This window comes from Pseudonocardia sp. UM4_GMWB1 (assembly GCF_017312155.1).
GTDB lineage: Bacteria > Actinomycetota > Actinomycetes > Mycobacteriales > Pseudonocardiaceae > Pseudonocardia > Pseudonocardia alni.
Genome location: NZ_QJPN01000001.1, coordinates 5,113,083 through 5,138,932 on the forward strand (window position 1 = coordinate 5,113,083; position 25,850 = coordinate 5,138,932).

Below are 25,850 nucleotides of genomic sequence, written 5' to 3' on the forward strand. Positions count from 1 at the left end.
CTCCCCGAACACTGGGGTCGTGCTGTTCACCGAGCTCACCCGTCGACGCCACGTCGACCTCTCGCGTGTGACCTCGTCGCTCTGTCGCTGACCGGCATCCCCGCGGAGCAGGCTCCCTGACCTGCGCCGCGGCCGGCGACCCCGGTCGCCGGTGACCGCCCCGACAGTTCCCTCCCGTCCGGGCCCACCGTTCCTCCGCCGATCCGGTGCGCATTCCCGCGCGTATCCGCCGAATCGTGCGCCGCCGCGCCCGGACACCTTTCTCCGACGACGAGGAGACACACCGTGACCACGACCGAGAACCGTTTCGAGCCCACCACCGTCGAGTCGCTCGACTGGTCCACCACGCCCACCGACGCCCCGGGCTGGCTGGCCCGGGCCCGCGACGTCCGCCGTGTCCTGGAGCGTGACGCCGCGGCCCGCGACCGGGCGGGCGCCACCCCGCACGACGAGGTCGCCCTGCTCAAGGACTCCGGCCTGGTCACCATCCTGGGGCCGGTCGAGCACGGGGGCGGCGGACAGGAGTGGCCGCTGGCCTACCGGGTGATCCGCGAGGTCGCCGCGGGCGACGGCTCCATCGGCCAGCTGCTCGGCTACCACCTGCTCTGGTTCTGGGCCGCCCGGCTGGTCGGGACGCCCGAGCAGATCGCGGCGGTCGAGGCCGACGCCACCCGCAACCGCTGGTTCTTCGGAGGCGCGGTCAACCCGCGCGACGCCGAGCTGACCATCCGCGACGAGGGCGACGAGCTCGTCTACTCCGGCCGCAAGTCCTTCTCCACCGGCAGCAGGGTCTCCGACGTCACCGTGCTGGAGGGGGTGATCGAGCGGACCGACACCCACGTCTTCGCCATCGTGCCGAGCCACCAGGAGGGCATCGTCTTCGGCGACGACTGGGACAACATCGGCCAGCGCCTCACCGAGTCCGGCAGCGTCACGATCACCGACGTCCGGGTGCCGTGGGCGGCGGCCGCCGGGTTCACCGACAGGGTGTTCACGCCGCGGGTCTACAACACGCTCAACGTGCCGATCATCCAGCTCGTCTTCGTGGAGTTCTACCTCGGGATCGCCCGCGGGGCGCTCGAGACCGCGGCGCGCTTCACCCGCGAGCGGACCCGGCCGTGGCTCCACGGCGGCCACGAGCGCGCCGTCGACGAGCCCTACCAGCTCGACCTCTACGGCGACCTGCACGCGAAGCTGTGGGCGGTGGAGGCGCTGGCCGACGCCGTCGCGCAGGAGCAGCAGGTGATCCACCGTGACGCCGACGGCGTCACCGCCGAGCAGCGCGGCCGGCACGAGGTGCGGGTCGCCGCGGTGAAGGCGCGTGCCACCGACGTCGCGCTGGAGATCACCTCGGGGATCTTCGAGGGCCTCGGGGCCCGCGCGACGACCACGGAGCTGGGCTTCGACCGGTTCTGGCGCAACGTCCGCACGCACACCCTCCACGACCCGGTCGCCTACAAGCGGCGCGAGGTCGGGGCGTGGGTGCTGCGCGACGAGCTGCCCGAGCCGACCTGGTACTCCTGACCCGCCTGCGGACCCCGGTCCCCGCAGACGACACCGCCCGCCCCGGTCGCGCCGGGGCGGACGGTGTCGTCGCCGCGGTGGCTCGCGGCGGGCCGCTCAGCCGACGGTCGTGCGGTCGCCCTCACCCGCGGGGGTGCGGTCGGCGCGGACCCGCGGGAGGAACCGGCCGGTCCGGGCGCGGTACTCGTCGTACTCGGCGCCCAGTGCGCTGCCCAGGCCGGGCTCGTAGACCGCACGGGCCTGGATCTGCACCGCGACCAGGATCAGCACCCCGGCGAGCACGCCGAGCAGGGTCGGGGCCATGAACAGCATCCCGGCGCACCCGACGATCAGGCCGGTCAGCGCGGGGTTGCGGACGCGGCGGTAGATCCCGCCGGTGGCGAGCACCGGGCGTCGCGCGGCGTCCGGGTCACCGGCCGCGGCCGCCCCGGCCTCGGTGGCCGAGCGGCGCCACACCGTGCCGAGCTGCAGCATCGCGACCGCGACGACGGCGAAGCCGAGCAGCAGCAGCCCCGCCCCGACGACGGCGACCGCCGGCCGGGCCAGCACCGAGATCGGCTGCAGCACGTCGAGGGCGACCAGCAGCGGCGCACCGAACCCGAGCACCGCGGCCAGCACGAACAGCGTGCGGGCCCACCAGGCCGGGCTGCCCGGGGTCCGGGCGACGTCGAGCCTGCGCTCCCCGCGGGCGCGATGCGCACGACCGCGGAACCACAGCCCGGCGCCGACGGCGAGGGCCCCCAGCACCAGCGCGGCCCAGCCGAGCCCGTGGTGCCCGGCGACGTCGACCACGCGGCCCCAGGCGTCCTCGCCCCACACCTGCGGGACGGCCTCGTAGAGCAGCCAGGCGCCGAAGACGAAGAACATCACCGCGGCGCCGACCGAGATGGCCCGCTCCGGGAGCCGCTTGCCGAGCTGACGGCCGACGACGATGGCCAGCCCGTCCGCGGCGACCATGCCGACCGTGGACCCGGCCCAGATGCCGATCGACCCGGCGAGGGTGCCGTGCTGGGCGGCCAGGGTGATCGTCGCGAGCATCGTCTTGTCACCGAGCTCGGCGAGGAAGAACGCGACCGACGCGGCGACGACGGCGGACCCGCCCGCCCGCTTGGCCTTCGCCTCCTCGTCCTCGGAGAGGCTGTCGCCGCGCAGTGTCCAGGCCCCGAACGCCAGGAAGGCGACCGCGGCGACCAGTGCGATCCAGCCGGTCGGGATCGACGCGCCCAGGCCGTAGCCGACGGCGACCGACACGAGGTGGGTCACCGAGGTGGCGATCGTGATCCCGATCAGGACCGGGATCGCGTTGAAGCGGGTCGCGAACGTGAGGGCCATGAGCTGCGACTTGTCGCCCAGCTCGGCCACGAAGATGACGCCGAAGCTGATCGCGAACGCGATCAGGAATCCGTCCATGTCCATCCCTCGATCTCGACCGGACCGAGGTTCGGGTGCCCTCGACCCGGTGTATCCGGATCGAAGGTCTCGCTCGCCTGGTGGTGGTCAGGCCGCTGCGCCCGGGTCGGCCGTCGGAGTGCGAGGCGGACCAGTATGTCGAGCGCAGCGTTGGGAGCTACTCCCCTTCGTGTACGACCGAGACGGTACCTCATCGATCCAGAGCGTCTCGACACCTGATGCGCATCCGGCGCTGTGATCGCCCTCTCAGCGCCGACCCCCTCCGATGGCTTAGCGTCGCGAACGAGTCGTGTCACCGGTGACCGAGGAGGACCCCATGCCCGAGGCCGTCGTCTGTGCCGCCGTCCGCACACCGATCGGGAAGCGGAAGGGGTCCCTGGCCGAGGTCCACCCGGTCGATCTGTCCGCCGCCGTGCTGAGCTCCCTGGCCGAGCGGACCGGGATCGACCCCGCCGTCGTCGACGACGTCGTGTGGGGCTGTGTGAACCAGGTCGGCGACCAGGCCGCGCAGATCGGCCGCTACGCGCTGCTCGCCGCGGGCTGGCCGGAGACGGTGCCCGGGGTGACGGTGAACCGCGCGTGCGGATCGAGCCAGTCCTCGTTCGACTTCGCGGCCGGGATGGTGCTGGCCGGGCAGTACGACGTCGTCGTCGCCGGTGGGGTGGAGTCGATGACCCGGGTGCCGCTGGGCGCGGGCCGCGACCTGGGACGCCCCTACGGGCCGCTGGTGCGCGAGCGCTACCGCGCCGACCTGGAGTCCGGGGAGTTCCCGAACGGGGACTTCAACCAGGGCGTCGGCGCCGAGCGGATCGCCCGGGACTGGGGACTGTCGCGGACCCGGCTCGACGAGTACGCGGCACGCAGCCACGAGCTCGCCGCCGCCGCGATCGACGCCGGCGTGTTCGACGACCAGCTCGTCGACGTGCCCGGAGCGCCCGGGTTCACCGCCGACGAGGGCCTGCGCCGGGGCACCACCGCCGACACCCTGGCCGCGCTGAAGCCGTCGTTCTCCGCGGACGGGGTGATCCACGCCGGGAACAGCTCGCAGATCTCCGACGGCGCGTCGGCGGTGCTCGTGACCACCCCGGAGCGGGCCCGCGAGCTCGGCCTGACCCCGATCGTGCGCTACCACTCCGGGGCCGTCTCCGGCGCGGACCCGCTGCGGATGCTGACCGGGCCCGTCCCGGCGACGCAGAAGGTGCTGAAGCGTTCCGGGCTGTCGATCGGCGAGATCGGCGCGTTCGAGGTCAACGAGGCGTTCGCGCCGGTCCCGCTGGCCTGGCAGGCCGAGCTGGGCGCCGACGACGCCGTGCTGAACCCGCTCGGCGGGGCGATCGCCGTCGGGCACCCGCTGGGGGCCTCGGGCACCGTGCTGCTGACCCGCCTGGTGCACCACATGCGCGACCGCGGGATCCGCTACGGGCTGCAGACCATGTGCGAGGGCGGCGGCACCGCCAACGCCACGATCGTGGAGCTGGTCTCCTGACCTGCTAGGTTCCGCCCGTGCTGTGGGTGGGGATCGTCGCGCTGCTGGCCGGGGCGGCCTGCATCTGGGTCGCGGTCCGCACCCAGCGCCGGGTGCACGCGATGATGGCGGCCGAGACGCTGTCGGTGCCCGAGCTGCTCGACCTCGCGGGCGTCGCGGCGGAGCTCGCCGGGCGGCCGGGCACGTTCCGGAAGGTCTGCGAGGTCGTCGGGCAGACCGCGCCCGCCCCGGTCGGGGTGCTGCGCTCCGACCTCGCGGGCGTCGACTGCGTGTGGCACATGCAGCGGGTCGAGCGCCGGTTCGAGCGCCGTGAGCGCGACGACGAGGGCCGCACCCGGACGCAGACCCACACCGAGACCGTGTCCGAGCGGACGTCCCCGCACGGCTGGGCGCTGCTGCGCGACGGGCACACGATCGGCGTCGACCCGGGCGGGCGGCACCCGGACCCGGTGGAACGGGTGCTGGACCGGTTCGATCCGGCCGACCGGGGCCGGGGCGGGGACCGGACCGTCGGCTACCGCAACCAGGAGTGGGTGCTGCGCCCCGGCGTCGCGATGTACGTCCTCGGCGAGGTCGACGACCGGGACGGGCCACTGGTGATCCGGCCGCCGCAGGACGCCGGCGGGACCTTCGTGCTGTCCACCCGCACCGAGGCCGAGCTGACCGACTCCGACCGGCGCGCGCAGCGGCTGTGGGCCCGCGGCGGGGCCGCCCTCGCGGTGCTGGGACTGGTGCTCACGGTGGCCGGCGCGATCTCCTGACCTGCCCGGACCGCCGGCGAGGACCCGCGTGCCGGGCACTCTCACCCGATGCCCGAGCGATTCCCAGCGCGGTCACAGGGTCGTCTCAGGGTCACGGCGCACAGTTGCCCCATGACCGAGAACGGGCCGGGAACGGGCGAGTCGTCCGACGGACGGACCTCCACCGGAGGCGGCGCCACCGACCCCGTCCGGCCCGCGCGGCGTCACGAGGGGGCGGTCCCCGCCCACCCGGCCGGCGACGACGGCACCCACGCACAGGAGGCGACCACCGTGACCGACACCGACCACCGGCAGCAGGGCGGCAGCCAGGGAGGCGACCCGGGCGGCGGCCACGGGACCCAGACTCCGCCGCCGTGGGCGACGACGAGCAACCCCACGATCCCGGCCTACGGCGCGGGGAGCCCGCCCACCTCGGTGTACCCGCCGTTCCCGCAGCAGGGTCCGGCACCGAGGCCGCCGCGCCGGTTCGGTGCGGGCCTGGCCGCCGTCGCGCTGACGGCCGCCCTCGTCGGCGGTGCGGCCGGTGTCGGCGGCGCCTACCTGGTGCTCGACGGTTCCTCCACCCCGGCCACGCTGACCAGCGCCGCCGCCCCCGGCACCCCGGCCACCCCGGCCGACGGCTCGATCGCCGGTGCCGCGGCCGCGATCACCCCGAGCACGGTGGACATCCAGGTCCGCACCGCGCAGAGCGTCGCCGAGGGCTCCGGGGTCATCCTGACCTCCGACGGCCAGATCCTCACCAACAACCACGTGGTCGGCAACGCCACCGACGGCGGCCGGATCACCGTGTCCACCGCCGACGGGAAGCAGTACCCCGCGACCGTCGTCGGCACCTCCCCCAGCTACGACCTCGCCGTCATCAAGTTGCAGGGCGCCACGGACCTGAAGCCCGCCACTCTCGGGGAGTCCTCGAGCGTGCAGGTCGGCGAGCAGGTCGTCGCGAACGGCTCGCCGCAGGGCCTGTCCGGTACCGTCACCGCGGGCATCGTCTCGGCGCTCAACCGGACCGTCACCGCGGGCGGCGACGGCCAGGCCCCGGTCGTCTACAACGGCCTGCAGACCGACGCCCCCATCAACCAGGGCAACTCCGGCGGTCCGCTGGTCAACCTGGCCGGGCAGGTCGTCGGCATCAACTCCGCGATCGCCACCGCCGGGCAGAGCTCCGGCTCGATCGGGCTGGGCTTCGCGATCCCGGTCGACACCGCGAAGCGGGTCGCCCAGGAGCTGATGGACTCCGGCGTCGCGACCAAGCCGCAGCTCGGCGTGCAGGGCTCGGTGTCGGCCTCCGGCGGCGCCCCGAGCGGGACCGCGGGCGCCCAGATCACGACGGTGGAGCCGGACTCGCCGGCGGCCGCCGCGGGCATCACGGCGGGCGACGTCGTCACCAAGGTCAACGAGTACCCGGTGTCGAGCTTCGCGGACCTGATCGCCCGGGTCGGCAACTTCACGCCCGGCCAGCAGGTCACGCTGACCGTCGGCAGCGGGTCCGGTGCCCGCGAGGTGCCGGTCACCCTCGGCAGCGTGCGCGACACCGCGGCCGCGACCGCCCAGAACGGGTCGCGCACCGTGCCCGAGGGCGGCGGTTCGACCGGTGAGCTGCCGTTCGGCATCAACCCCTTCGGCGGCGGCAACTGACCCGCCCCCCCCCCCCCCCCCCCCCCCCGGGGCGACGCCACGCCCCGGGCCCTGCTCCGGCCGGGCGCGACATCCCCCCTCCCGTCGCGCCCGGCCGGTTCCGTGTGGCGCTCCGTCGTGGCGCCCGCCGCCGGCGCGGGCGTCGCGGTCCGGCCGGTGCACTCCGAGGTTCCTCCCGACGCTCCGAGCGCGGCACGGCCGGCGGGCTCGGCCCGACCACGCACCCTCAGCCGGTGGGATGCCGGGCCCGCAGCCGGGTCCGCACCCGCCCGGCCAGCGCCGTGACCAGTGCGACGACGGCGACCAGCCCGACCGCGAGCAGCGCGGCCACCAGCGGGGAGTCGGTGAGGTTGCCGGTCAGCACGCCGAGCACGCCGTAGAGCAGCGTCCACAGCACCGCCCCCGCCGCGACCGCCGGCACCAGCTTCGCCCAGGTCATCCCGGAGACCGCAGCCGCGATCAGGGTCGGCACCCGGCCCGCCGGGGCGACCCGTCCGACCAGCACGACCAGCCAGCCGCGCTCGGCGAACGCGCCGCGCATCCGTTCGATCCGGACCGCGGTGCGCTCGCCGCCGAGCCGCCCGCCCGCGACCGCGGCACGGACCGGGTCCCCGGCCAGCCGGGCGACGGCGAAGGTGACCACGTCACCGAGCAGGGCCGCGGCGAAGGACAGCAGCAGCACGACCGGCAGCGACAGCGCGGAGCTGGTCATCGCCGTCGCGGCGGCGGCGCCGACGATCGCGCCGGTCGGCACGACCGGCAGCACCGACCCGAGCAGCACTCCCCCGGCGACGACGAGGTAGGCGATCCGCCCGGCGTCCGGGCTGAGCTCGGCGTCCAACCACTCCTGCGCGGACGCGGCCAGCAGGTGCGGCGCGCTCACGCCGTCGTTCCGACGGCGGCGCCGGGCGGGAGCACGAGGGTGCGGGTGGGCAGCCCGGCCGCGGCGACGGCGTCGGCGAAGTCGTGCGGCGGGCGTACGAGCAGCTCCCGCATCCGGGACCCGGTCCGCCCCGGGACCGAGCACAGCCCGGCGACGGCGAGGGTCCCCCAGTGCACCGGCAGCGCGACGGCCGGTGCGAGCCGACGGACGGCCTCGGCGGCACCGGCCGGGTCGAGGTGGCCGGGGCCGAGGTTCGGGCCCCACCCCCACACCGGCAGCGCGGCGAGGTCGATCGGGCCCTGGGCGGCGACGTCGTCGAGCCCGGGGAACAGGCCGGTGTCACCGGCGACGTAGACCCGCAGCCCGTCGCCCTCCAGCAGGTGTCCCATCGCGTCGGCCTGCGGGCCGTGGGTGAACCGGGGCCCCCACCGGTGCCCGGAGTGGTCGGCCGGTGTGCCGGTGACGCGCAGCCCGTCGAAGACACGGGTCTGCCCCACGGCGAGCTCGGACACCCGGGCGACGCCGCGGCGGCGGAGCCAGTCGCCGGCGCCCGCGGGCACCACGACCTCCACCGCGCGCGGCAGCCGGCGCAGCGAGGCGAGGTGCAGGTGGTCGGCGTGCAGGTGGGAGATCAGGACCAGGTCGGCTCCGGCGGGCCCCTCCGGGTCGACGGCCGGCGCGGTGCGGCGCAGCGGCCCGACCGAGGGCCCCAGCACCGGGTCGGTCAGGACGGTGCGCCCGCCGATCCGCAGCCGCAGGGTGCTGTGGCCGAGGAAGGTCGTCTCCGGCAGGTCCACACCGTCGAGTATCCCCTCAGGCGTTGCCGAGGACCCGATCGACCGCGATCTGCAGCACCACCCGCGCGGGGTTCTCCCGGGGCTGCTTGTACTCGGCGGCGTAGCGGCGCTCGGCGTCGGCGACGACGTCGGGCTCGTCCCGCACGACGGCGCGGCCCTCCAGCGTGGACCAGGTGCGCCCGTCGACGACGGTGACGCTGACCCGGGCCCCGTCCGGCCCGGCCGCGGCGACGTTGCGCGCCTTCTGCGACCCGCCGCCGCAGATCACCCGGGCGGTGCGCCCGGCCACGTCGACGGTCACCCCCACCGGTACCGCGTGCGGGGTCCCGTCGCGGCGCGGGGTCACCAGGATGCACGGGCGGCGCTGGGACCAGAGCTCGACGAACGCGTCGGAGACACCGTCGTCGAGGGACCGGCGGCGGCGCCGGGGCGGTTCGGGGGTGGTCGTCACGGTCGCCATCCTGGACGTCGTGCCGGGTCCCGCGCGCCCCGGCACGCCGAGGCGCCGGTCACTCCGGGCGACGCCACCCGCCCCGGTGATCCCCGTACGGGCGACTTCCCTGGCCCTGTCGACGGGGTGTCGCTTCACTCTCCGCCATCGGACAGGGCGTCCCGTTCGCCCCACCGGTCACCAGGATCACGTTCGTCACAGGGAGTGGATCATGACCGCACGTTCGCTCGTCCGTCGCACCGGCGCCGTCGCCGCGTCCCTCACCCTCGCCGCTCTCGCCGGGGTCCCGCTGGCCGGAGCGGCGTCGGCCGCGGAACCGGCCGTCACCACGGTGGCGGGCGCCGTCACGGCACCGGCCGCCGTCGCCACCGCGGGCCTGGTCGTGACGGCCCCGGCCCAGGAGGACACCGAGGAGCCGCCCGCCGAGGAGCCCGCGGACGACGCGACGCCGGCCGACGAGGACCCCGAGGCCACCGCCCCGGACGCGACCGGTCCCGAGGAGTCGGCGCCCGCGGAGACCGCCGCGGCCCCGGAGGCGACCACCCCCGCGGCCGGGGCCCCCGCCGCCGGGCGCGGCAGCGACCTGGACTGCGTCGATCTCTCCCGGGCACAGGCCCAGGCCGTGCTCGCCGCCGACCCGTCGGACCCGAACAACCTGGACCGCGACGACGACGGCCGGGCCTGCGAGGGCTCGGACCTCGTCGCGGCCGCCGGTACCGGGCAGGTCCGCGCGGTCCCGGGTGGTGGTGTCGAGGCCGGTGACGGCTCCGGCGGCGCCGGGGTCGACCCCACGGTGTTTTTGCTGTTCGGGACGGGCGCGGTCCTCGCCACCGGGGCGGGCGTCGTCGTGTGGAGCGGGCGTCGCACCGGCCGCGCCGCGCTCCCCCTGACCACCCGCCACTCGTGACCCCCGCCCCCGCTCCGGCGGCCCCGAGGGAACACAGCACGCGCGCCGCTCCGGAGAACGCGCTCCCGATCGGGAACGCGTCCTCCGACCCCGCGCGCGTCCGAGGTCCGCGGGGGCCGCTCGGGCCCCGTGCCGTGCGACGGGTGTGGTGGGGGGTGCTCGTCGTGCTGGCGCTGGCCGTCCCGCTCGGGGCGCCGCCGGTGGCGGTCGGCGGGGCGGTGCCGCCGCTGCCCACCACCACGCTCCGTCCGGCGGCGGCCCCGCTGCCGCCGTCGGAGCCGGTGCGGGTGCGGGCGCCCTCGATCGGGCTCGACAGCGGGCTCGTCCCGCTCGGCCTGACCGGCCGCGGAACCCTCGAGGTGCCGCCCGACGGCGCCGACACCGGCTGGTACACCGGCGCCCCCGCCCCGGGCGCCCGGGGACCGGCGGTGCTCGCGGCGCACGTCGACTGGGACCACGAGCCGGGCCCGTTCCACCGGCTGCACGCACTGGCCCCCGGTGACCTGGTGTCGGTCGACCGCGCCGACGGCACCACCGCGACCTTCGAGGTCCAGGCGGTGCGCCGCTACGCCAAGGACCGCTTCCCCACCGCGGCCGTCTACGGCGACCTGCCCGGCGCGGGCCTGCGGATGATCACCTGCGGTGGGACGTTCGACCGGGGTGTGCGCAGCTACACCGACAACGTCGTGGTGCTCGCCTCGCTGGTCGACCCGGGCCGCGGCCCGGTGTAGACGCCGGTCGGCCGGAACCGCAGACCGGGTTCGGCGTACTCCTCCAGGGCGTGCGCCACCCAGCCGACCGTCCGGGCGCAGGCGAACAGCAGCTCGCCGGCGTCGGGGCGCAGGTCGTGGGCGTGCATCAGCGCGGCGAGCGCGAGGTCGACGTTCGCGGCGGGGCCGTCGCCGCCGCGGTCCATCCCCGCGACGACGGCGTCGACGCAGGCCACGACGTCGTCCGCGGCCGGGTCGGCGCGCAGCCGGTCGAGCAGCACCGTGGCCCGCGGGTCGGTGCCCCGGTAGACCGAGTGGCCGAAGCCCGGGACCCGCTCGCCGGCCCGCAGCCGCTGGGCGAGCGCGCCGGGCGGGTCGTCCAGGGCGTCGGCGAGGAAGCGGTGCGCGAGCCCGCTGACCAGTCCGTGCCGGGGCCCGTCGAGGGCGCCGAGCCCGGCCGAGACGACGGCGTGCACGTCGGCCAGGGTGCTCGCGGCGACCCGGGCCGCGACCGTCGACGACGCCAGGCCGTGGTCGGCGAGCAGGACCAGCGCGGCGCGGACGTGTCCGGCCGTTGCCGGCGCGGGTGCCCGGTCCGGGTCACGGACCAGAGCCGGAAGCAGCCGCTCCGCCAGGCCGGCCCCCGAGACACCCGGCCCGCCCGCGGCTCCCGGGTCCCCGGCGAGCGCGGTCACGACCGTCCCCAGCAGCGACGACGCCGTCGCCACCACCGCTCCCGGCCGCGCGTCGGCGCGCAGCGGGTCGGCCGCGGCCACCGCGGCGACGGCGAGCCGGAACCGGTCGGTCGCCCGGGCCCCGGCGGGTGCGGCGGCGAGCACGGCACGCGCCGGGGCGAGCAGGTCCGGGTCGGCGTCGAACGGCACCCGGCCGGGGACCTCCCACAGCAGCGCCGCGACGTGCTCGAGGTCCTCCGACCCCGCGAGCGCGGGCACCGCCCGCCCGCGGAACCACGGCCCGCCGTCGGCGACGAGTGTGATCCGCGTCCTGATGCGCTCGACCGTCCCGGACGGCTCGCCCGACTCGCGGCCGCGCGCGGCGAGGGCCTCCACCTCGTCCTGGGCGAACCGGCTGCCCCGCCGCTGCGCGCCACGCACGCTGGTCAGCAGCCCGCGGCTGGCGTAGGCGTACACGGTCTCCCGCTTCACCCCGAGGCGTTCCGCGGTCTCGGCGACGGTCAGGTACTCCACGACGTGGACCGTATCAACATTGACTGGATCAATATTGACAATGGTTCCCGACGAGCGGACGGTCCGGTCATGACCAGCACCGACAGCATCGGCGCCGCCGCCGGGCAGGTCCCACCGGGCCTGCGCGGCGTCGCCGTCACCAGCACGCGCATCGGGGACGTCCGCGGCGACGAGGGCTTCTACCACTACAGCCGGTACTCCGCGGTCGACCTCGCGCGCACCCGCACCTTCGACGACGTGTGGTTCCTGTTCGTCCACGGCCGTCTCCCGGACGCGGGCGAGGCCGCGGAGTTCGCCGCCGCCACCGCGGAGCGCCGGGCGCTGCCCGACGCCGTCGCCGCGCAGCTGCCCGCGATCGCCGACGCCTGCGGGCCCGACCTGCTCGCCGGGCTGCGCACCGCGCTGTCGCTGCTCGGCCCGCAGCACGGGATGCGCCCGCTCTGGGACGACCCGGCGGCGGGCACCCGCGACGCCGCCACCGTCTGCGCCGCGACACCGACCGTCCTCGCCGCGCTGCACCGGCTGCGGCACGGCCTCGACCCGGTCGGGCCGCGCACCGACCTGTCCTCCGCCGCGAACTGGCTGTGGATGCTGGACGGGGCCGAGCCCGCGCCGGCGCACGTCCGCGCGCTCGACGCCTACCTCGTCGCGACGGTGGACCACGGCTTCAACGCCTCCACCTTCACCGCCCGGGTGGTCGCCTCCACCGGCGCCGACGTCGCGTCCTGCGTGGTCGCCGCGCTCGGGGCGTTCGCCGGGCCGCTGCACGGCGGCGCCCCCGACCGGGCGCTGGAGAGCCTCGACGCGATCGACCGCGACGCCGGCGGCTCGCCGGAGCGCTGGGTGGCCGACCGGCTCGCCGCGGGGATGCGGATCATGGGGTTCGGCCACGCCGTCTACCGCGGGCCGGACCCGCGCTCGGCGCTGCTGCGCGAGGTCGCCGCGGAGCTGGGCGGGCCGCTGCCCGCGCGGGCCGCCGACGTCGAACGGCGGGTGGCCGCCACCCTCGCGGAGCTGCGCCCGGACCACCCACTGTTCGCGAACGTCGAGTTCCACGCGGGCGTGGTGATGGAGGGCTGCGGGATCCCCCGCAGCATGTTCACACCGACGTTCGCGGTCAGCCGGGTCGTCGGCTGGTGCGCGCACGTGCTGGAGCAGGCCGCGCAGCGACGCCTGATCCGGCCCTCCGCGGTCTACGACGGCCCGCCGGCGCCCGAGCCGGTCCCCGCACGCGGGAGGTGACCCGGCTTGCCGGACGGGTGACCGGCGTGCTCATCTGATGGGTGACTCCCGCTTCAGCGGGGTCGTCCGCCGGCACGATCTGTCACCCACCACGGAGGTCGAGTGTTCCGGGCACGCCGTCCGCACCAGCAGCCCGAGAGCACCCACCCCGAGGGATCCGCACCGGTGCCGCCACGCCCCGGCGTCGCGATCGCCGTCCTGGCCTCCTGCGGGCTGCTCGTCTCGCTGGTCCAGACCATGGTCGTCCCGCTGCTCCCGCGGTTCCCGGAGCTGCTCGACGTCAGCGGGTCGACCGCGTCGTGGCTGATCACCGCCAACCTGGTCGCCGGCGCGGTGTCGGCGCCGGTGCTGGGGCGGCTCGGCGACATGTTCGGCAAGCGGCGGATGCTGCTCGTCGCGCTCGGCCTGGTCGGGGTGGGGTCGCTGCTCGGCGCGCTGGCGCCCGGGATCGGGCTGCTGCTCGTCGCCCGGGTGCTGCAGGGCGCCGCGTTCGGGGTGATCGCGCTCGGGATGAGCCTGATGCGCGACGTCCTGCCCGCCGACCGGGTCGGGTCCGGGGTCGGGCTGATGTCGTCCTCGCTCGGCTTCGGCGGGGCCATCGGGCTGCCGATCACCGGCGTCGTCGCCCAGTTCGCGAGCTGGCGCTGGCTGTTCGCCGGGGCCGCGGTGCTCGGTGTCGTGCAGATCCTGCTGGTCCGGTGGCTGGTGACCGAGTCGCGGCTGCGCACCGGCGGCCGGTTCGACGTGCCCGGGGCGCTCGGCGTCGGCGGGGCCCTGGTGTGCCTGCTGCTGGCGATCTCCAAGGGCAACGACTGGGGCTGGGCCTCCCCGACCGTGCTCGGCCTGTTCGCCGGCACCGTGGTGCTGGTGGCCGTGACCGTCCGGTACGAGCTGCGCGTCGCCGCACCGCTGGTGGACCTGCGGGTCTCGGCACGGCCCGCGGTGCTGCTCACCAACCTGGCCTCGGTGCTGGTGGGCTTCGCGATGTTCGCCGGGTTCGTGCTCGCCACCCAGATCCTCCAGGCGCCGGTCACGACCGGCTACGGGTTCGGGCTCTCGCTCGTCGTCGCCGGGCTGGTGCTGCTGCCGATGGGCGGGTCGATGGTGGTGTTCTCCTCGGCCTCGGCGCGGCTGTCGCGGCTGCGCGGCCCGCGCACCACGCTGGTGATCGGCACGCTCCTGCTGGGGGCGGGCAACCTCGCCTTCGCCGCGATGCCCTCGACGGTGCCGCTGCTGATGGCCGCCTCCACCGTGGCCGCGGTCGGCGCCGCGCTCGCCTACTCGGCGATCCCGCTGACGATCATGCGTGCGGTGCCGGAGTCGGAGACCGCCGCGGCGAACAGCCTCAACACCCTGGCCCGCCAGCTCGGCACGAGCTCGTGCACCGCGGTCGTCGCGGCCGTGACGGCGACGTACGTGCTCGGCGACGGCGGACCCCCCTCGGCGACGGCGTACACGATCTCCTTCGTCGCGGCGGGCGCCGCCGGGCTGCTCGCCACGGTGCTGGTGCTGCTCACGCCCGCACCGGCGGCGGAGACCGTCGCGGCCCCGGCCCCGGCCACCGCCCACGGCTGAACACCGGACCACCCGGGAACGGTGACCCGGAAACGGCGACCGCATTCCGCCGACGCATTCCCTCCCGGATGCCGCCCGCCGGTCCGGCCCGCCCGTCGCGACCCCGTGCGGGATCGTCCACATCGGAGGCTCGACACCGTCCTCCCCCGTTCGGACGATGGTGGACCCCACCAGGTGCGGGTGACGATCGCCGCCCGGACTGTGACGCCGACGACCACGCTCCCGCCTGCATGTGCACGCGTCGGGACCGACCGGCCACGCCCGGTGATCATTCCATTGTGGACGACCTCCGCCCGCCAACCTGCGGATCTGCGGAATTCTTTCGGGGAACCGACGAGTAGAACCGACCGGTAACATTCTCGCCGGTAACAGTCCGAGTTGACCGACCATCCGTGAGAGCGCACACTCGGCGGCCGGATCACATTCCGATCGTGACTGTTCATCGATAGCGTTGCAGGCACCGCAACCGATCCGATCGACCAGGCCGCACCGCGTCCCGCCTGGCGATTCCGCCGGTCGACGCCGCTGCTGGAGGTCGTCACATGAAACCGTTCGTGGTCAACAACCACGACCGACTGGTCTTTCCCGCCAATTTTCTCGGAGAACTCGACTTCTCCGTCATCGACGATATGGAGCAGTTCACCGCCATCGTCGGTCGCGATTTCGAGGCAAAGGCGCCCACCGGCACCGACATCCTCGAGCGGGTCACCAGCGGCGCCTACGAGAGCCGCTTCGCACTGCTGCGCGACATGAGCCAGAACCTGTTCTGGGTCAACCGGTACACGCTCACCATGTTCGAGAAGCGTCCGACCCGCTGGCGTGACCTCCCCCGCCACCGGAGCGACGTCTTCCTCCCGCTGCTCACCCCGTGGCGCGACGGTGACAAGAAGGTCCGGGCCGTCGCCGACGCCTTCGCCGCGCTCCCCAGCACCTGGGACGAGGCGACCGAGCGCCGCATCTTCGACCTCCTCTTCGACGTCTACGGCAACCGTCGCCACCACGCGACCGAGCTGCCGGCCGTCAAGCCGACCGTCGAGCAGTTCCTCACCACACCGGGGGCGCAGACCTTCGTCGTGCCGCAGCACGACCCGGACTACCCGGTCTTCTCCTTCACCGAGATCCTCGACGCCCACGCCGAGCGTCCCGAGCTCGAGGCCCTGACCCGCTGGGCCATGGTGCTGCACAACCAGTACCCCTGGGACCGTGCCGCCACCGAGCTGCGGACCGCCGACGAGATCGGCGACGACGAGTACGTCATCGCCTTCCACCCCCGCAACCGCGACGTCGAGCAGTTCCTGGACCGCGCCACCGGCACCCGTCCGGCGCGCCGGGGCCGGATCTCGACCCAGTCCGACCCGGTCGAGCCCGCCACCCCACTGCCGCCGATCCGGGTCCGTGAGGCGTTCGCGGTGCAGCCGAAGGTCGAGGCGCTCGCCGTCGTCCGGGGCGAACACGTCTGCTCCAACGACGACGTCGTCCGCAACTCCGCGTTCTCCTGGTCGCCGATGAGCGCCGACGAGATCTCCGCCAAGACCGGGATCGACCAGCGCCGCTACACCGAGCTGGACATCGAGGACCTGGCCTGGGCCGCCGCGGTACGCGCGCTGGAGCACTCCGGCCGTGACCGCTCCGAGATCGGCGCCGTACTCGTCGCCACCTGCACCAGCGAGCGGCTCATCCCGTCGCTGTCGACGTGGCTGTCCGGGCGGCTCGGGCTGCTCCAGACGCACTGCTCGGCCGACATCATCGCCGCCTGCGCCGGGCTGCCCTACGGCCTGTCCGAGGCCGTGCGCCAGCTGCAGGAGGTGAACCGGCCGGTCCTGCTGGTCTGCGTCGAGAAGTTCTCCGACAAGATTGGCAACGTCCGCACCTCGCGGATGATCTTCGGCGACGGCGCGGCCGCGATGGTGATCGCCCCGGCCGCCGAGGGCGAGCCCGGCGACATCGACCTGCTGCAGACCTACGCGTCGGGCCCGGACACCCAGGTGAACTCGATCATCTGGCCGAACCCCGAGTTCGACAACGACATCACCGTCTACGGCCCCGAGGTCAAGGCGCTCGTCGCCCGCTACCTGTCGCAGATGATCGGCGAGCTCACCGAGCAGGCCGGCCCCGACGGCGAGGGCTCGATGCTCGACGCCGTCGACCTGATCGTCCCGCACCAGGCCAACAAGACGATGATCCTGCAGCTGGCGGGCAAGGCGGGGCTCTCGGCCGACCAGCTGTACTTCAACATCGAGTCGATGGGGAACGTCTCCGCGGCGTCCATCCCGATCGCGCTGTTCGACTCCGTGGCCGACGGCGTCGTGTCCGGCCGGACCCGGGTCTTCGCGCCCGGCTTCGGGGCCGGAGCGGTGGGCGGCTACGCGGTGCTGGAGGTCGACCCGGCCGTGATGGCACCGGAGGTCCACCTGGACCCGACCGCCGCCGCACTGGCCGAGCCGGCCGTCGCACCGACCTCGGACGACGTCCGCATCGCCTTCGGCGAGTAGCCACGACCGGGTGACACGGGCCACAGTGGGCGGGAAGATCCCTGTCCGAGAGGTGAGCCCGCCCGCATTCCGGCACCGACCGGGCCACCGTCCGCACCGATCCGCCGACCGCACGACGACGATGTCGATGCGGCACACCGCCGCCGTCCCGTCGCAGCACCCGTAGGAGCAGTGAAGCCCAGCCATGTTCTCGCGCATCGCCATCGTCAACCGCGGCGAACCCGCCATGCGGCTGATCAACGCCGTCCGTGAGTGGAACGCCCAGAACGGGCCCGACCGCCGCCTGCGCACGATCGCGCTGCACACTGCCGTCGACCGGCGGGCGATGTACGTCCGTGAGGCCGACGAGGCCGTCCTGATCGGGCCGGACGACCCGGACCACATGGGCACCAGCCCCTACCTCGACCACGCCGAGCTGGAGCGCGCGCTGCGCGCCACCCGCGCCGACGCGGTCTGGCCGGGCTGGGGCTTCGTGTCGGAGAAGGCCGACTTCGCCGAGCTGTGCGAGCGGCTGGGGATCACCTTCGTCGGCCCGTCGGCCGAGGTGATGCGCCGGCTCGGGGACAAGATCGCCTCCAAGCAGCTGGCCGAGTCGGTCGGCGTCCCGATGGCGCCGTGGTCCGGCGGTCCGGTGGCCGACGTCGAGACGGCGCGCAAGGCCGCCGAGACCGTCGGCTACCCGCTGATGGTGAAGGCGACCGCGGGCGGCGGGGGACGCGGCATCCGCTACGTGCCGGGCCCCGAGCAGCTCGACGAGGCCTTCGAGCGGGCCGCGTCGGAGGCGTCGAGGACCGCCGGGGACGCGACCGTGTTCCTGGAGCGCGCGGTGTCGGGCGGACGGCACGTCGAGGTGCAGGTCGTCGCCGACGCCACCGGCGACGTCTGGACCCTCGGGGTACGCGACTGCTCGGTGCAGCGGCGCAACCAGAAGGTCATCGAGGAGTCGGCGTCCACCGCACTCGACGCGGAGCAGGAGGCGCTGCTGCGCAGCTCGGCCGCCGAGCTGGCCCGCGCCGCGGGCTACGTCAACGCCGGCACCGTCGAGTTCCTCTACCAGCCCGAGGAGAAGCTCCTCTCCTTCCTCGAGGTCAACACCCGGCTGCAGGTCGAGCACCCGGTCACCGAGGCGTGCACCGGCGTCGACATCGTGAAGCTGCAGCTGCACGTCGCCGCGGGCGGCACCCTCGCCGAGGTCGCACGCGGGGTCCCGGCGGCCCAGGGCTGGGCGATCGAGGCCCGGCTGACCGCCGAGGACCCGGAGCGCGAGTTCGCGCCCGCCCCGGGGCGCATCGAGCACCTGGCGCTGCCGTCCGGTCCGGGCATCCGGGTCGACACCGGCGTCGCCGCGGGTGACGTCATCCCGCCGCAGTTCGACTCCATGATCGCCAAGGTGATCGCGTGGGGCCGCGACCGCGACGAGGCCCGCGCGCGGCTGTCCCGTGCGCTGCGCCAGACCTCCGCGGTGATCGACGGCGGCTCCACGAACAAGGCGTTCCTGCTGGACCTGCTCGACCGCGACGAGTTCCGCTCGGGCGAGCTGCAGACCACCTGGCTCGACACGATGATGGCCGACGGCTACGCGCCGCCGCGCCGCCTCGACGTCGCGCTGCTCGCCACCGCCGTGCAGAGCCACGACGGCCACGTCGCCCGCCAGCAGGAGCGGCTGTTCCGCTCCGCCGAGGCCGGCCGGCCCGAGGTGGGCTACGAGACCTGGCACCAGACCGACGTCACCGTCGCCGGGCAGTCCTACAAGCTGACGGTCGCCCGCACCCGCGCCGGCCGCTACACCGTCGAGCTGGACGGCGTGTCGGTCGACGTCGACGTCGAGCGCAACGGCGCCTACGAGCGCCGGCTCACCGTCGGCGACCTGTCCTGGACCGTGCTGTCGGTCGCGCAGGAGGCGGACTACCTCGTCGAGGTCGACGGCGCCGTGCACCGCATCTCCGGCGGCGAGGCCGGCATCGTCCGCGCCCCCGCCCCGGCGATGGTCGTCGCGCTGCCGGTCACCGCGGGCCAGACCGTGTCCGAGGGCGACACCCTCGCCATCGTCGAGTCGATGAAGCTGGAGACCTCGCTGCGGGCGCCGTTCGACGGCACCGTCGCCGAGATCCTCGTCCCGGCCAACACCCAGGTCGACGGCGGCACCAAGCTCGTGCGGCTGGAGCCGTCGGCCGACGCGGACGCAGCAGGCCCCAGCGGGGAGCGCGCCGACCTGTCCGCGTTCGCCGCGGCCGGCGCCGACACCGACGCCGCCGCGACCGCGGCCGACGCGCTGTCCGCGCTGCGCTTCCAGGTGCTGGGCTTCGACGTCGACGAGCGCCAGGCCCGCCCGCAGCTGCGCCGCCTCACCGCCGCCCGCGACCAGCTGGCCGCCGACGACCCGGCCGTGCTGGCCGGGGAGACCGCCGTCCTGCAGATCTTCGCCGACCTGTGCCAGCTCTCGCGCAACCGGTCCGAGACCGACGACGAGACCGGCGAGACCGAGCGCAACCCGCAGGAGTACCTCTACGCCTACCTGCGCTCCCGCGACGCCGACGACGAGGGCCTGCCCGAGTCGTTCCAGGCCAAGCTGCGCCGGGCGCTGGCCCACTACGGCGTCACCGAGATCGACGGCGGGACCGGCCGTGCCGACGACCTGGGCCCGGCGCTGTACCGCATGTTCCTGGCCCACCGCCGCGCGCCGCAGCAGGTGCCGGTCGTGCTGGACCTGCTGAACTGGCGGCTGCGCCACCCGGAGTCGGTCGCGAACCTCTCCCCCGCGGCGCGCGAGGACTACCTGCGCACCCTCGACGAGGTCGTCGTCGCCACCCAGCTGCGGCACCCCGTCGTCGGGGACACCGCGCGGCTGGCCCGCTACCGGGCGTTCGACGCCCCGGTCGTCGCCGCCGAGCGGGACCGGGCGCTGGCCGAGGTCCGGGAGAGCCTGGACGTGCTCGCCTCGGACCCGGAGACCGCGGACCGGGCCCGCCGGATCGACACCCTCGTCGGGTCCTCGGAGCCGATCCTGGGCGTGTTCGGGGAGCGGCACGACGCCGTGCTGCTCGAGGTCATGACCCGGCGCTACTACCGGGTGCGGGTGCTGCGCGACCTGGAGCTCGTCGAGCACGCGGGCAAGCCGCTGCTGACCGCCCGCTACCAGCACCTGGGCCGGGACCGCACGGTCTTCGCCTCGGTGATCGACAACAACGACCCGGCCGCCGCGCAGGCCGTGTCCGACGAGCTGCGCCGCCGCGTCGGCGAGCTCGACGGGGACCGCACCGCGCTCGTCGACCTCTACGTCACCTCGACCAAGGCCGACGACGGCGGTGACCCCGACGCCCGCGCCGAGCGCGTCCGCGCCGCACTGGGGAAGGTGCCCGCGCACCTGCACCGGGTCGCCGTCGCCGTCCGCCCGAACCCGCGCGCCGCGGGGACGGCGAGCGAGGAGGCCGAGCCGCCGACCTGGTTCACCTTCCGGCCCGACGAGACCGGCGAGCTGGTCGAGGACCGCACGCTGCGGGGCATGCACCCGCTGGTCGCGGACCGGCTGCGGCTGTGGCGTTTCCGCAACTTCGAGCTGCACCGACTGCCCGCCGCCACCGACGTGCACCTGTTCCGGGCCACCGGCCGCGAGGTCACCGCCGACGACCGGCTGGTCGCGATGGCCGATGTCCGCGAGCTGACCGTGCTGCGCGACGAGGAGACCGGGAAGGTCCGCTCGCTGCCGCAGTTCGAGCGCGCGCTCGACGCCTGCATCAACTCGCTGCGTGCCGCACGCGCCGGGGACCGCACCCTCGCCCGGATGTCGTGGAACCGGATCGCGCTCTACGTGTGGCCGGAGGTCGACGTCCCGCTCGCCGAGCTGGACTCGGTGGTCCGCCGGCTCGCGCCGCGCACGGCCAACCTCGGTCTGGAGCAGGTCCTCGTCGAGTTCCGCACCGCCGACCCGCAGGTCACCGGCGGCCAGGGCGGTCCGCGCTCGATGCTGCTGCGCATGTCGCGCCCGCCCGGCGCGGGGCTCACGGTCAAGCTCGACCAGCCCCCGACCGAGCCGATGCGCGAGCTCGACGCCTACGACCAGAAGGTGCTCAAGGCCCGTCGCCGCGGCGCCGTCTACCCCTACGAGATCGTCCCGCTGCTCACCGCCCCGGTCGACGCCGGCCCGGGCACCTGGCAGGAGTACGACCTCGTCGACCCGGCCGACCCGGCGCTGCCGGTGCCGGTCGACCGCGCCCCCGGCGGCAACAGCGCCAACCTGGTGCTCGGCGTCGTCTCGGTGCCGACCCGGCGCTACCCGGACGGGATGAAGCGGGTCGTGCTGCTCGGCGACCCGACCCGGGCGCTCGGCGCGATCGCCGAGCCGGAGTGCCGCCGCGTGATGGCCGCGATCCACCTGGCCCGCGAGCTGGACGTGCCGATCGAGTGGTTCGCCGTCTCGGCGGGCGCGAAGATCGCGATGGACTCCGGCACCGAGAACATGGACTGGATCTCCCGGGTGCTGCGCGGGATCATCGAGTTCACCCAGGACGGCGGGGAGATCAACGTCGTCGTCACCGGCATCAACGTCGGCGCCCAGCCCTACTGGAACGCCGAGGCGACGATGCTCATGCACACCAGGGGCATCCTGGTGATGACGCCGGACTCGGCCATGGTGCTGACCGGCAAGCACTCGCTGGACTTCTCCGGCGGCGTCTCGGCCGAGGACAACTTCGGCATCGGCGGCTACGACCGGATCATGGGCCCGAACGGGCAGGCGCAGTACTGGGCGCCGGACCTGGGCGGCGCCGTGGGCGTTCTGCTGCAGCACTACGCCCACACCTGGACCCAGCCGGGCGAGCGGTTCCCGCGACCCGCGCCGACCACCGACCCGGTCTCCCGCGACGTCACCACGGCGCCGCACTCCGGGCCGAACTGCGACTTCACCACGCTCGGCGAGATCTGGGCGCCGGAGACCAACCGGGAGCGGAAGAAGCCGTTCGACATCCGCTCGGTGCTGCGCGGCGTCGCCGACGCCGACCACCCGACGTCGGAGCGGTGGGCCGACATGCACGACGCCGACTCGGTCGTCGCGCTCGACGCCCACCTCGGCGGCCAGCCGATCGCGATGATCGGCATCGAGTCGCGGCCGCTGCCGCGGCGCGGGCCGCGCCCGGTCGACGGGCCGTCGCAGTTCACCGCCGGGACGCTGTTCCCGCGCTCGTCGCGCAAGTGCGCGCGGGCCATCAACGCCGCGTCGGGCAACCGGCCGCTGGTCGTCCTGGCGAACCTGTCCGGTTTCGACGGCTCGCCGGAGTCGCTGCGCGGCCTGCAGCTGGAGAACGGCGCCGAGATCGGCCGGGCCATCGTCAACTTCGACGGCCCGATCGTGTTCTGCGTGGTCTCCCGCTACCACGGCGGCGCGTTCGTGGTGTTCTCCGGAACGCTGAACGACAACATGGAGGTCGCCGCGATCACCGGCTCCTACGCCTCCGTGCTCGGCGGGGCGCCCGCCGCGGCCGTCGTGTTCGCCGGCGAGGTCAACGACCGCACCGCCAAGGACGAGCGGGTCACCGACCTGGAGACCCGGATCAAGCAGGCCGTCACCGACGGGGACGAGGCGACGGCGGCACGGCTGCGCGGCGACCTCGCCACACTCCGCCCCGACGTCCGCTCCGAGAAGCTCGGCCAGGTCGCGGACGAGTTCGACACCAAGCACTCCATCGAGCGGGCGCAGTCCGTCGGCTCGGTGCACCGGATCGTCTCCCCCGACCAGCTCCGGCCGTACCTGGCCGACGCGGTCCAGCGGGGCATGAAGCGCACTCTCGACACCCTTGGAGGAAACGCATGACCGCGATCACCGATACCCACCCGGAGCAGCGCGTCGCCATCGTGACCGGGGGTGCGCGCGGGATCGGCGCCGCGATCACCACCGCGCTGGCCCGCACCGGGGTGCACGTCGCCGCGGGGTACTCGTCGAACTCCAAGGCCGCCGACGAGCTGAAGGGCAAGCTGGAGGCCGAGGGCGCGTCGATCTCGGTGCACCGGGGCAACGTCGGCTCGCCCGAGGACTGCCAGCGGGTCGTCACCGAGGTCCTGGAGCAGCGGGGCCGCGTCGACTACCTGATCAACAACGCCGGCATCACCGTCGACAAGACCGTCCGCAAGCTGACCGTCGACGACTGGCACGCCGTGCTGCGGATCAACCTGTCCGGGGCGTTCTACATGACCAAGGCCGTGCTGGAGCACATGACCGGCAACGAGTTCGGCCGGATCGTGAACATCTCCTCGGTGATCGGCCAGACCGGCGCGATGGGCCAGGCCAACTACGCCTCGTCGAAGGCCGGCCTGATCGGCTTCTCGAAGTCGCTGGCCCAGGAGGTCGCCCGCAAGGGCGTCACCGTCAACTGCGTCGCGCCGGGCTTCATCGAGACCGAGATGGTCGCCGCCGTGCCGGAGAAGGCGCTCGAGAAGATCGTCTCGAAGATCCCGGTCGGCCGCCTCGGCCAGGCCGACGAGATCGCCCGCGCCGTGCAGTTCCTCGTCGACGACCGCGCCGGCTACGTGACCGGCTCGGTGATCAGCGTGAACGGCGGGCTGGACATGGCGTCCTGACCGTCGTTCTCCCCGGCCGAGGGCCTCGCACAGTGTCGTGCGGGGCCCTCGTGCGTGCTCAGGGGCCCGTGGTCGCCCGGGTGTAGCGGTCGGCCAGTGCGCGCAGCCGCGCCACCAGCTCCGGTGGCTCGGTGACGTGGAAGTCCAGGTCGAGCAGCCCGATGTACACCGCGACGGTCTCGATGCTGTCCGCCCCCGTCACGAGGACGCAGTGCGTGTCGTCGACCTCCTCGACCGCGCCGACGGCCGGGTTGATCCGGGCGAGCACCGTCGCCGCCGATGCGTCGACGGTGATGCGGACGTGCACCTGCCACCCGGTCGACGCGGCCTCCCGCAGGACCAGGGCCGGGTAGTCCCCGCCGGGCAGCGGGTCCGGGACGAACCGGCGGCCGGTCGCCGTGCGCGGGCGGACCAGGTCGACCCGCCACGTCCGCCACCCGCCGTCGAGCCGCCCGACCAGGTACCAGCGGCCCTGCCAGGAGACCATCCGGTACGGCTCGACCGTGACCGGCCACTCCTGCCCGGGCAGGTCGAGCCGCACGCAGGTGTGGTCGCGGATCGCGGTGGCGAGCTCGGTGAGCACCGCCGGGTCGACCTCCGGATCCAGGTCGACGGTGTCGGTGTTGCGCGGCCCCGCGACGGTGCCGTCGTGGATCGCGGCGACGCGGCGGCGCAGCCGGTCCGGGAGCACCTGGTCGAGCTTGGCCAGGACGCGGTCGCCGCTGTCCCCCAGCCGCCCGCCGCTCGCGCTCACGGTGCGCAGCCCGATCGCCACGGCGACGGCCTCGGCGTCGTCGAGCTGCAGCGGGGGCAGCCGCGCGCCGGGCCCGAGCCGGTAGTGCCCGGCGCCGCCACGGACGGCGTGCACCGGGTAGTCGAGTCCGCGGAGCCGGGCGACGTCGTTGCGGATGGTGCGGGTGCTGACGCCGAGCCGCTCCGCCAGCTCCGGCGCGGTCCACTCCGGCCGGCTCTGCAGCAGCCCGAGGAGCGCGAGCATGCGGGCGGCGGTGTCGGCCACGAGAACCTCCGGATCCGGTCGCGAACAGGAAGGGAACGTGCCTGTTCAACCGGCACCGTAGTACCCATGACGCCGTTCACCGTGCAGATCCCGCAGTCCGACCTCGACGACCTCGCCGACCGTCTGTCCCGCACCCGGCTGCCCCGTCCCGCGCCGGGCGACGACGGGACCTACGGCACCCCGGACGCGTGGCTGGCCGCGACCGTCGCGTACTGGCGCGACGGGTTCGACTGGCGGGCCCAGGAGGCCCGGATGAACGCCCACCCGCAGTACCGCACCGAGATCGACGGCCAGGTCCTGCACTACCTGCACGTCCCCTCGGCCGAGCCCGGCGCGACGCCGGTGCTGCTGCTGCACAGCTGGCCCGGCTCGTTCGCGGAGTTCCTCGACGTGATCGGCCCGTTGACCGACCCGGTCGCGCACGGCGGCCGCGCCGAGGACGCCTGCTCGGTGGTGGTGCCCTCGTTGCCCGGGTTCGGCTTCAGCACCCCGCTCGCCGAGGGCGGCTGGACCACCGCCCGGATCGCCGCGACGCTGGACACCCTGATGCGCCGGCTCGGCTACCCCTCCTACGGGGCGCACGGCAGCGACGCCGGGGCGCTCGTCGCGCGGGAGCTGGGCCTGCTCGACCCGCCCGGGTTCCTCGGGCTGCACGTGCTGCAGCTGTTCTCGTTCCCGTCGGGCGACCCGGCCGAGTTCGAGCGGCTGGGACCGGACGACCACGCCGCGCTGGAGTTCATGCAGTGGTTCTCCTCGGTCGGCGGCTACAACGGGATGAACGCCTCCCGCCCGCAGACGATCGGCGCGGCGCTGGCCGACTCACCGGTCGGGCAGCTGGCCTACTCCGAGCTGTTCGCGTCCTTCGGCAACGGCACCGCGCTGGTGACCCGTGACCAGCTGCTGACCCAGGTGTCGCTGTACTGGCTGACCAACACCGCGGCGACCTCGGCCAGGATCTACTTCGAGGACGCACGCGCCGGCGCGGAGCCGCGGGTGAACCACGCCCGGACCGGGGTGGCCGTGTTCGCCTCGGACTTCCGGACCGTCCGGGTGTTCGCCGAGCGCGACAACAGCCGGATCGAGCACTGGAGCACCTTCGACGAGGGCGGGCACTTCGCCGCCCTGGAGCGGCCGGCCGACGTGGCGGCCGACATCCGGGCGTTCTTCGCCGGTTGAGGGGC

The 25,850-nt window shown here is 74.7% G+C and carries 19 protein-coding genes; 13 read left to right on the forward strand and 6 right to left on the reverse strand.

Annotated elements, in window-relative coordinates; translation table 11 throughout:
* Positions 1–19 precede the first annotated feature (19 nt).
* Both DMP15_RS30380 and DMP15_RS23880 read left to right on the forward strand, forming a co-directional pair.
* A complete protein-coding gene (locus DMP15_RS30380) occupies positions 20–91 on the forward strand; it encodes a putative leader peptide (RefSeq protein WP_350590274.1) in 72 nt (23 codons plus the stop codon).
* 194 nt (positions 92–285) lie between these two features.
* Positions 286–1,524, forward strand: a complete 1,239-nt coding sequence (locus tag DMP15_RS23880; protein WP_083658572.1) for an acyl-CoA dehydrogenase family protein — start codon at positions 286–288, stop codon at positions 1,522–1,524.
* A 96-nt stretch (positions 1,525–1,620) separates the two neighbouring features.
* Here the strand turns inward: DMP15_RS23880 and DMP15_RS23885 are convergent, their stop codons facing one another.
* On the reverse strand, positions 1,621–2,934 hold the full coding sequence (locus DMP15_RS23885; RefSeq protein WP_073575536.1) for a TMEM165/GDT1 family protein: 1,314 nt from the start codon (positions 2,932–2,934) through the stop codon (positions 1,621–1,623).
* 316 nt (positions 2,935–3,250) lie between these two features.
* Here DMP15_RS23885 and DMP15_RS23890 point away from each other — a divergent pair, with 316 nt between their 5' ends.
* From DMP15_RS23890 to DMP15_RS23900, 3 genes are all read left to right on the forward strand, one after another.
* Complete coding sequence (locus DMP15_RS23890) at positions 3,251–4,420, forward strand: thiolase family protein (protein ID WP_073575537.1); 1,170 nt, start codon at positions 3,251–3,253, stop codon at positions 4,418–4,420.
* Positions 4,421–4,437: 17 nt separating this feature from the next.
* Positions 4,438–5,181 carry an E3 ubiquitin ligase family protein gene (locus DMP15_RS23895; protein WP_337826466.1) on the forward strand — a complete coding sequence of 248 codons (744 nt, stop codon included), beginning with the start codon at positions 4,438–4,440 and terminating at the stop codon, positions 5,179–5,181.
* A 111-nt stretch (positions 5,182–5,292) separates the two neighbouring features.
* Positions 5,293–6,816 carry a S1C family serine protease gene (locus DMP15_RS23900; RefSeq protein WP_073575487.1) on the forward strand — a complete coding sequence of 508 codons (1,524 nt, stop codon included), beginning with the start codon at positions 5,293–5,295 and terminating at the stop codon, positions 6,814–6,816.
* Between the two features lie 226 nt (positions 6,817–7,042).
* Here the strand turns inward: DMP15_RS23900 and DMP15_RS23905 are convergent, their stop codons facing one another.
* Genes DMP15_RS23905 through DMP15_RS23915 form a run of 3 tightly spaced genes read right to left on the reverse strand, consistent with a single transcriptional unit; the run spans position 7,043 to position 8,947 of the window.
* Positions 7,043–7,699, reverse strand: coding sequence for a DedA family protein (locus tag DMP15_RS23905; protein ID WP_337826467.1), 657 nt, complete (start codon positions 7,697–7,699; stop codon positions 7,043–7,045).
* Complete coding sequence (locus DMP15_RS23910) at positions 7,696–8,496, reverse strand: MBL fold metallo-hydrolase (RefSeq protein WP_337826468.1); 801 nt, start codon at positions 8,494–8,496, stop codon at positions 7,696–7,698. The genes DMP15_RS23905 and DMP15_RS23910 overlap by 4 nt, the downstream gene beginning before the upstream one ends.
* 16 nt (positions 8,497–8,512) lie before the next feature.
* Positions 8,513–8,947 (reverse strand): pyridoxamine 5'-phosphate oxidase family protein, encoded by a 435-nt coding sequence (locus DMP15_RS23915; protein WP_304580113.1) that lies wholly within the window; start codon positions 8,945–8,947, stop codon positions 8,513–8,515.
* Between the two features lie 211 nt (positions 8,948–9,158).
* Here DMP15_RS23915 and DMP15_RS23920 point away from each other — a divergent pair, with 211 nt between their 5' ends.
* Positions 9,159–9,854 carry a hypothetical protein gene (locus tag DMP15_RS23920; RefSeq protein ID WP_337826469.1) on the forward strand — a complete coding sequence of 232 codons (696 nt, stop codon included), beginning with the start codon at positions 9,159–9,161 and terminating at the stop codon, positions 9,852–9,854.
* A gap of 155 nt (positions 9,855–10,009) precedes the next feature.
* Positions 10,010–10,585 carry a class F sortase gene (locus tag DMP15_RS23925; RefSeq protein ID WP_337826470.1) on the forward strand — a complete coding sequence of 192 codons (576 nt, stop codon included), beginning with the start codon at positions 10,010–10,012 and terminating at the stop codon, positions 10,583–10,585.
* Here DMP15_RS23925 and DMP15_RS23930 read toward each other — a convergent pair.
* Positions 10,525–11,772: a citrate synthase gene (locus DMP15_RS23930; protein WP_337826471.1), complete on the reverse strand. Its 1,248-nt coding sequence runs from the start codon at positions 11,770–11,772 to the stop codon at positions 10,525–10,527. The genes DMP15_RS23925 and DMP15_RS23930 overlap by 61 nt on opposite strands.
* A 69-nt stretch (positions 11,773–11,841) precedes the next feature.
* Here DMP15_RS23930 and DMP15_RS23935 point away from each other — a divergent pair, with 69 nt between their 5' ends.
* The 5 genes from DMP15_RS23935 (at position 11,842) to DMP15_RS23955 (ending at position 23,651) form a co-directional block, all read left to right on the forward strand.
* Positions 11,842–13,014, forward strand: a complete 1,173-nt coding sequence (locus tag DMP15_RS23935) for a citrate/2-methylcitrate synthase (RefSeq protein WP_337826472.1) — start codon at positions 11,842–11,844, stop codon at positions 13,012–13,014.
* A 102-nt stretch (positions 13,015–13,116) separates the two neighbouring features.
* A complete protein-coding gene (locus DMP15_RS23940) occupies positions 13,117–14,589 on the forward strand; it encodes an MFS transporter (protein WP_337826473.1) in 1,473 nt (490 codons plus the stop codon).
* Positions 14,590–15,131: 542 nt separating this feature from the next.
* On the forward strand, positions 15,132–17,081 hold the full coding sequence (locus DMP15_RS23945; protein WP_161151215.1) for a 3-oxoacyl-ACP synthase III family protein: 1,950 nt from the start codon (positions 15,132–15,134) through the stop codon (positions 17,079–17,081).
* Between the two features lie 184 nt (positions 17,082–17,265).
* Positions 17,266–22,887: an ATP-binding protein gene (locus DMP15_RS23950; RefSeq protein WP_337826474.1), complete on the forward strand. Its 5,622-nt coding sequence runs from the start codon at positions 17,266–17,268 to the stop codon at positions 22,885–22,887.
* Positions 22,884–23,651, forward strand: a complete 768-nt coding sequence (locus DMP15_RS23955) for a beta-ketoacyl-ACP reductase (RefSeq protein ID WP_161151213.1) — start codon at positions 22,884–22,886, stop codon at positions 23,649–23,651. Before DMP15_RS23950 ends, DMP15_RS23955 begins: the two co-directional genes overlap by 4 nt.
* A 58-nt stretch (positions 23,652–23,709) precedes the next feature.
* On the opposite strand, the gene DMP15_RS23960 is transcribed toward DMP15_RS23955, so the two are convergent.
* Positions 23,710–24,669: a helix-turn-helix transcriptional regulator gene (locus tag DMP15_RS23960; protein WP_337826475.1), complete on the reverse strand. Its 960-nt coding sequence runs from the start codon at positions 24,667–24,669 to the stop codon at positions 23,710–23,712.
* 66 nt (positions 24,670–24,735) lie between these two features.
* Here DMP15_RS23960 and DMP15_RS23965 point away from each other — a divergent pair, with 66 nt between their 5' ends.
* Complete coding sequence (locus DMP15_RS23965; RefSeq protein WP_337826476.1) at positions 24,736–25,845, forward strand: epoxide hydrolase family protein; 1,110 nt, start codon at positions 24,736–24,738, stop codon at positions 25,843–25,845.
* The last annotated feature ends 5 nt before the right edge of the window (positions 25,846–25,850 follow it).

What these genes read in the sequence shown, in the direction of transcription:
- DMP15_RS23945 (WP_161151215.1), top strand. Translation starts at nt 15,132, where the DNA reads ATGAAACCGTTCGTGGTCAACAACCACGACCGACTGGTCTTTCCCGCC.
- DMP15_RS23885 (WP_073575536.1), bottom strand. Translation starts at nt 2,934, where the DNA reads ATGGACGGATTCCTGATCGCGTTCGCGATCAGCTTCGGCGTCATCTTC.
- DMP15_RS23955 (WP_161151213.1), top strand. Translation starts at nt 22,884, where the DNA reads ATGACCGCGATCACCGATACCCACCCGGAGCAGCGCGTCGCCATCGTG.
- DMP15_RS23900 (WP_073575487.1), top strand. Translation starts at nt 5,293, where the DNA reads ATGACCGAGAACGGGCCGGGAACGGGCGAGTCGTCCGACGGACGGACC.
- DMP15_RS23890 (WP_073575537.1), top strand. Translation starts at nt 3,251, where the DNA reads ATGCCCGAGGCCGTCGTCTGTGCCGCCGTCCGCACACCGATCGGGAAG.
- DMP15_RS23920 (WP_337826469.1), top strand. Translation starts at nt 9,159, where the DNA reads ATGACCGCACGTTCGCTCGTCCGTCGCACCGGCGCCGTCGCCGCGTCC.
- DMP15_RS23935 (WP_337826472.1), top strand. Translation starts at nt 11,842, where the DNA reads ATGACCAGCACCGACAGCATCGGCGCCGCCGCCGGGCAGGTCCCACCG.
- DMP15_RS23965 (WP_337826476.1), top strand. Translation starts at nt 24,736, where the DNA reads ATGACGCCGTTCACCGTGCAGATCCCGCAGTCCGACCTCGACGACCTC.
- DMP15_RS23950 (WP_337826474.1), top strand. Translation starts at nt 17,266, where the DNA reads ATGTTCTCGCGCATCGCCATCGTCAACCGCGGCGAACCCGCCATGCGG.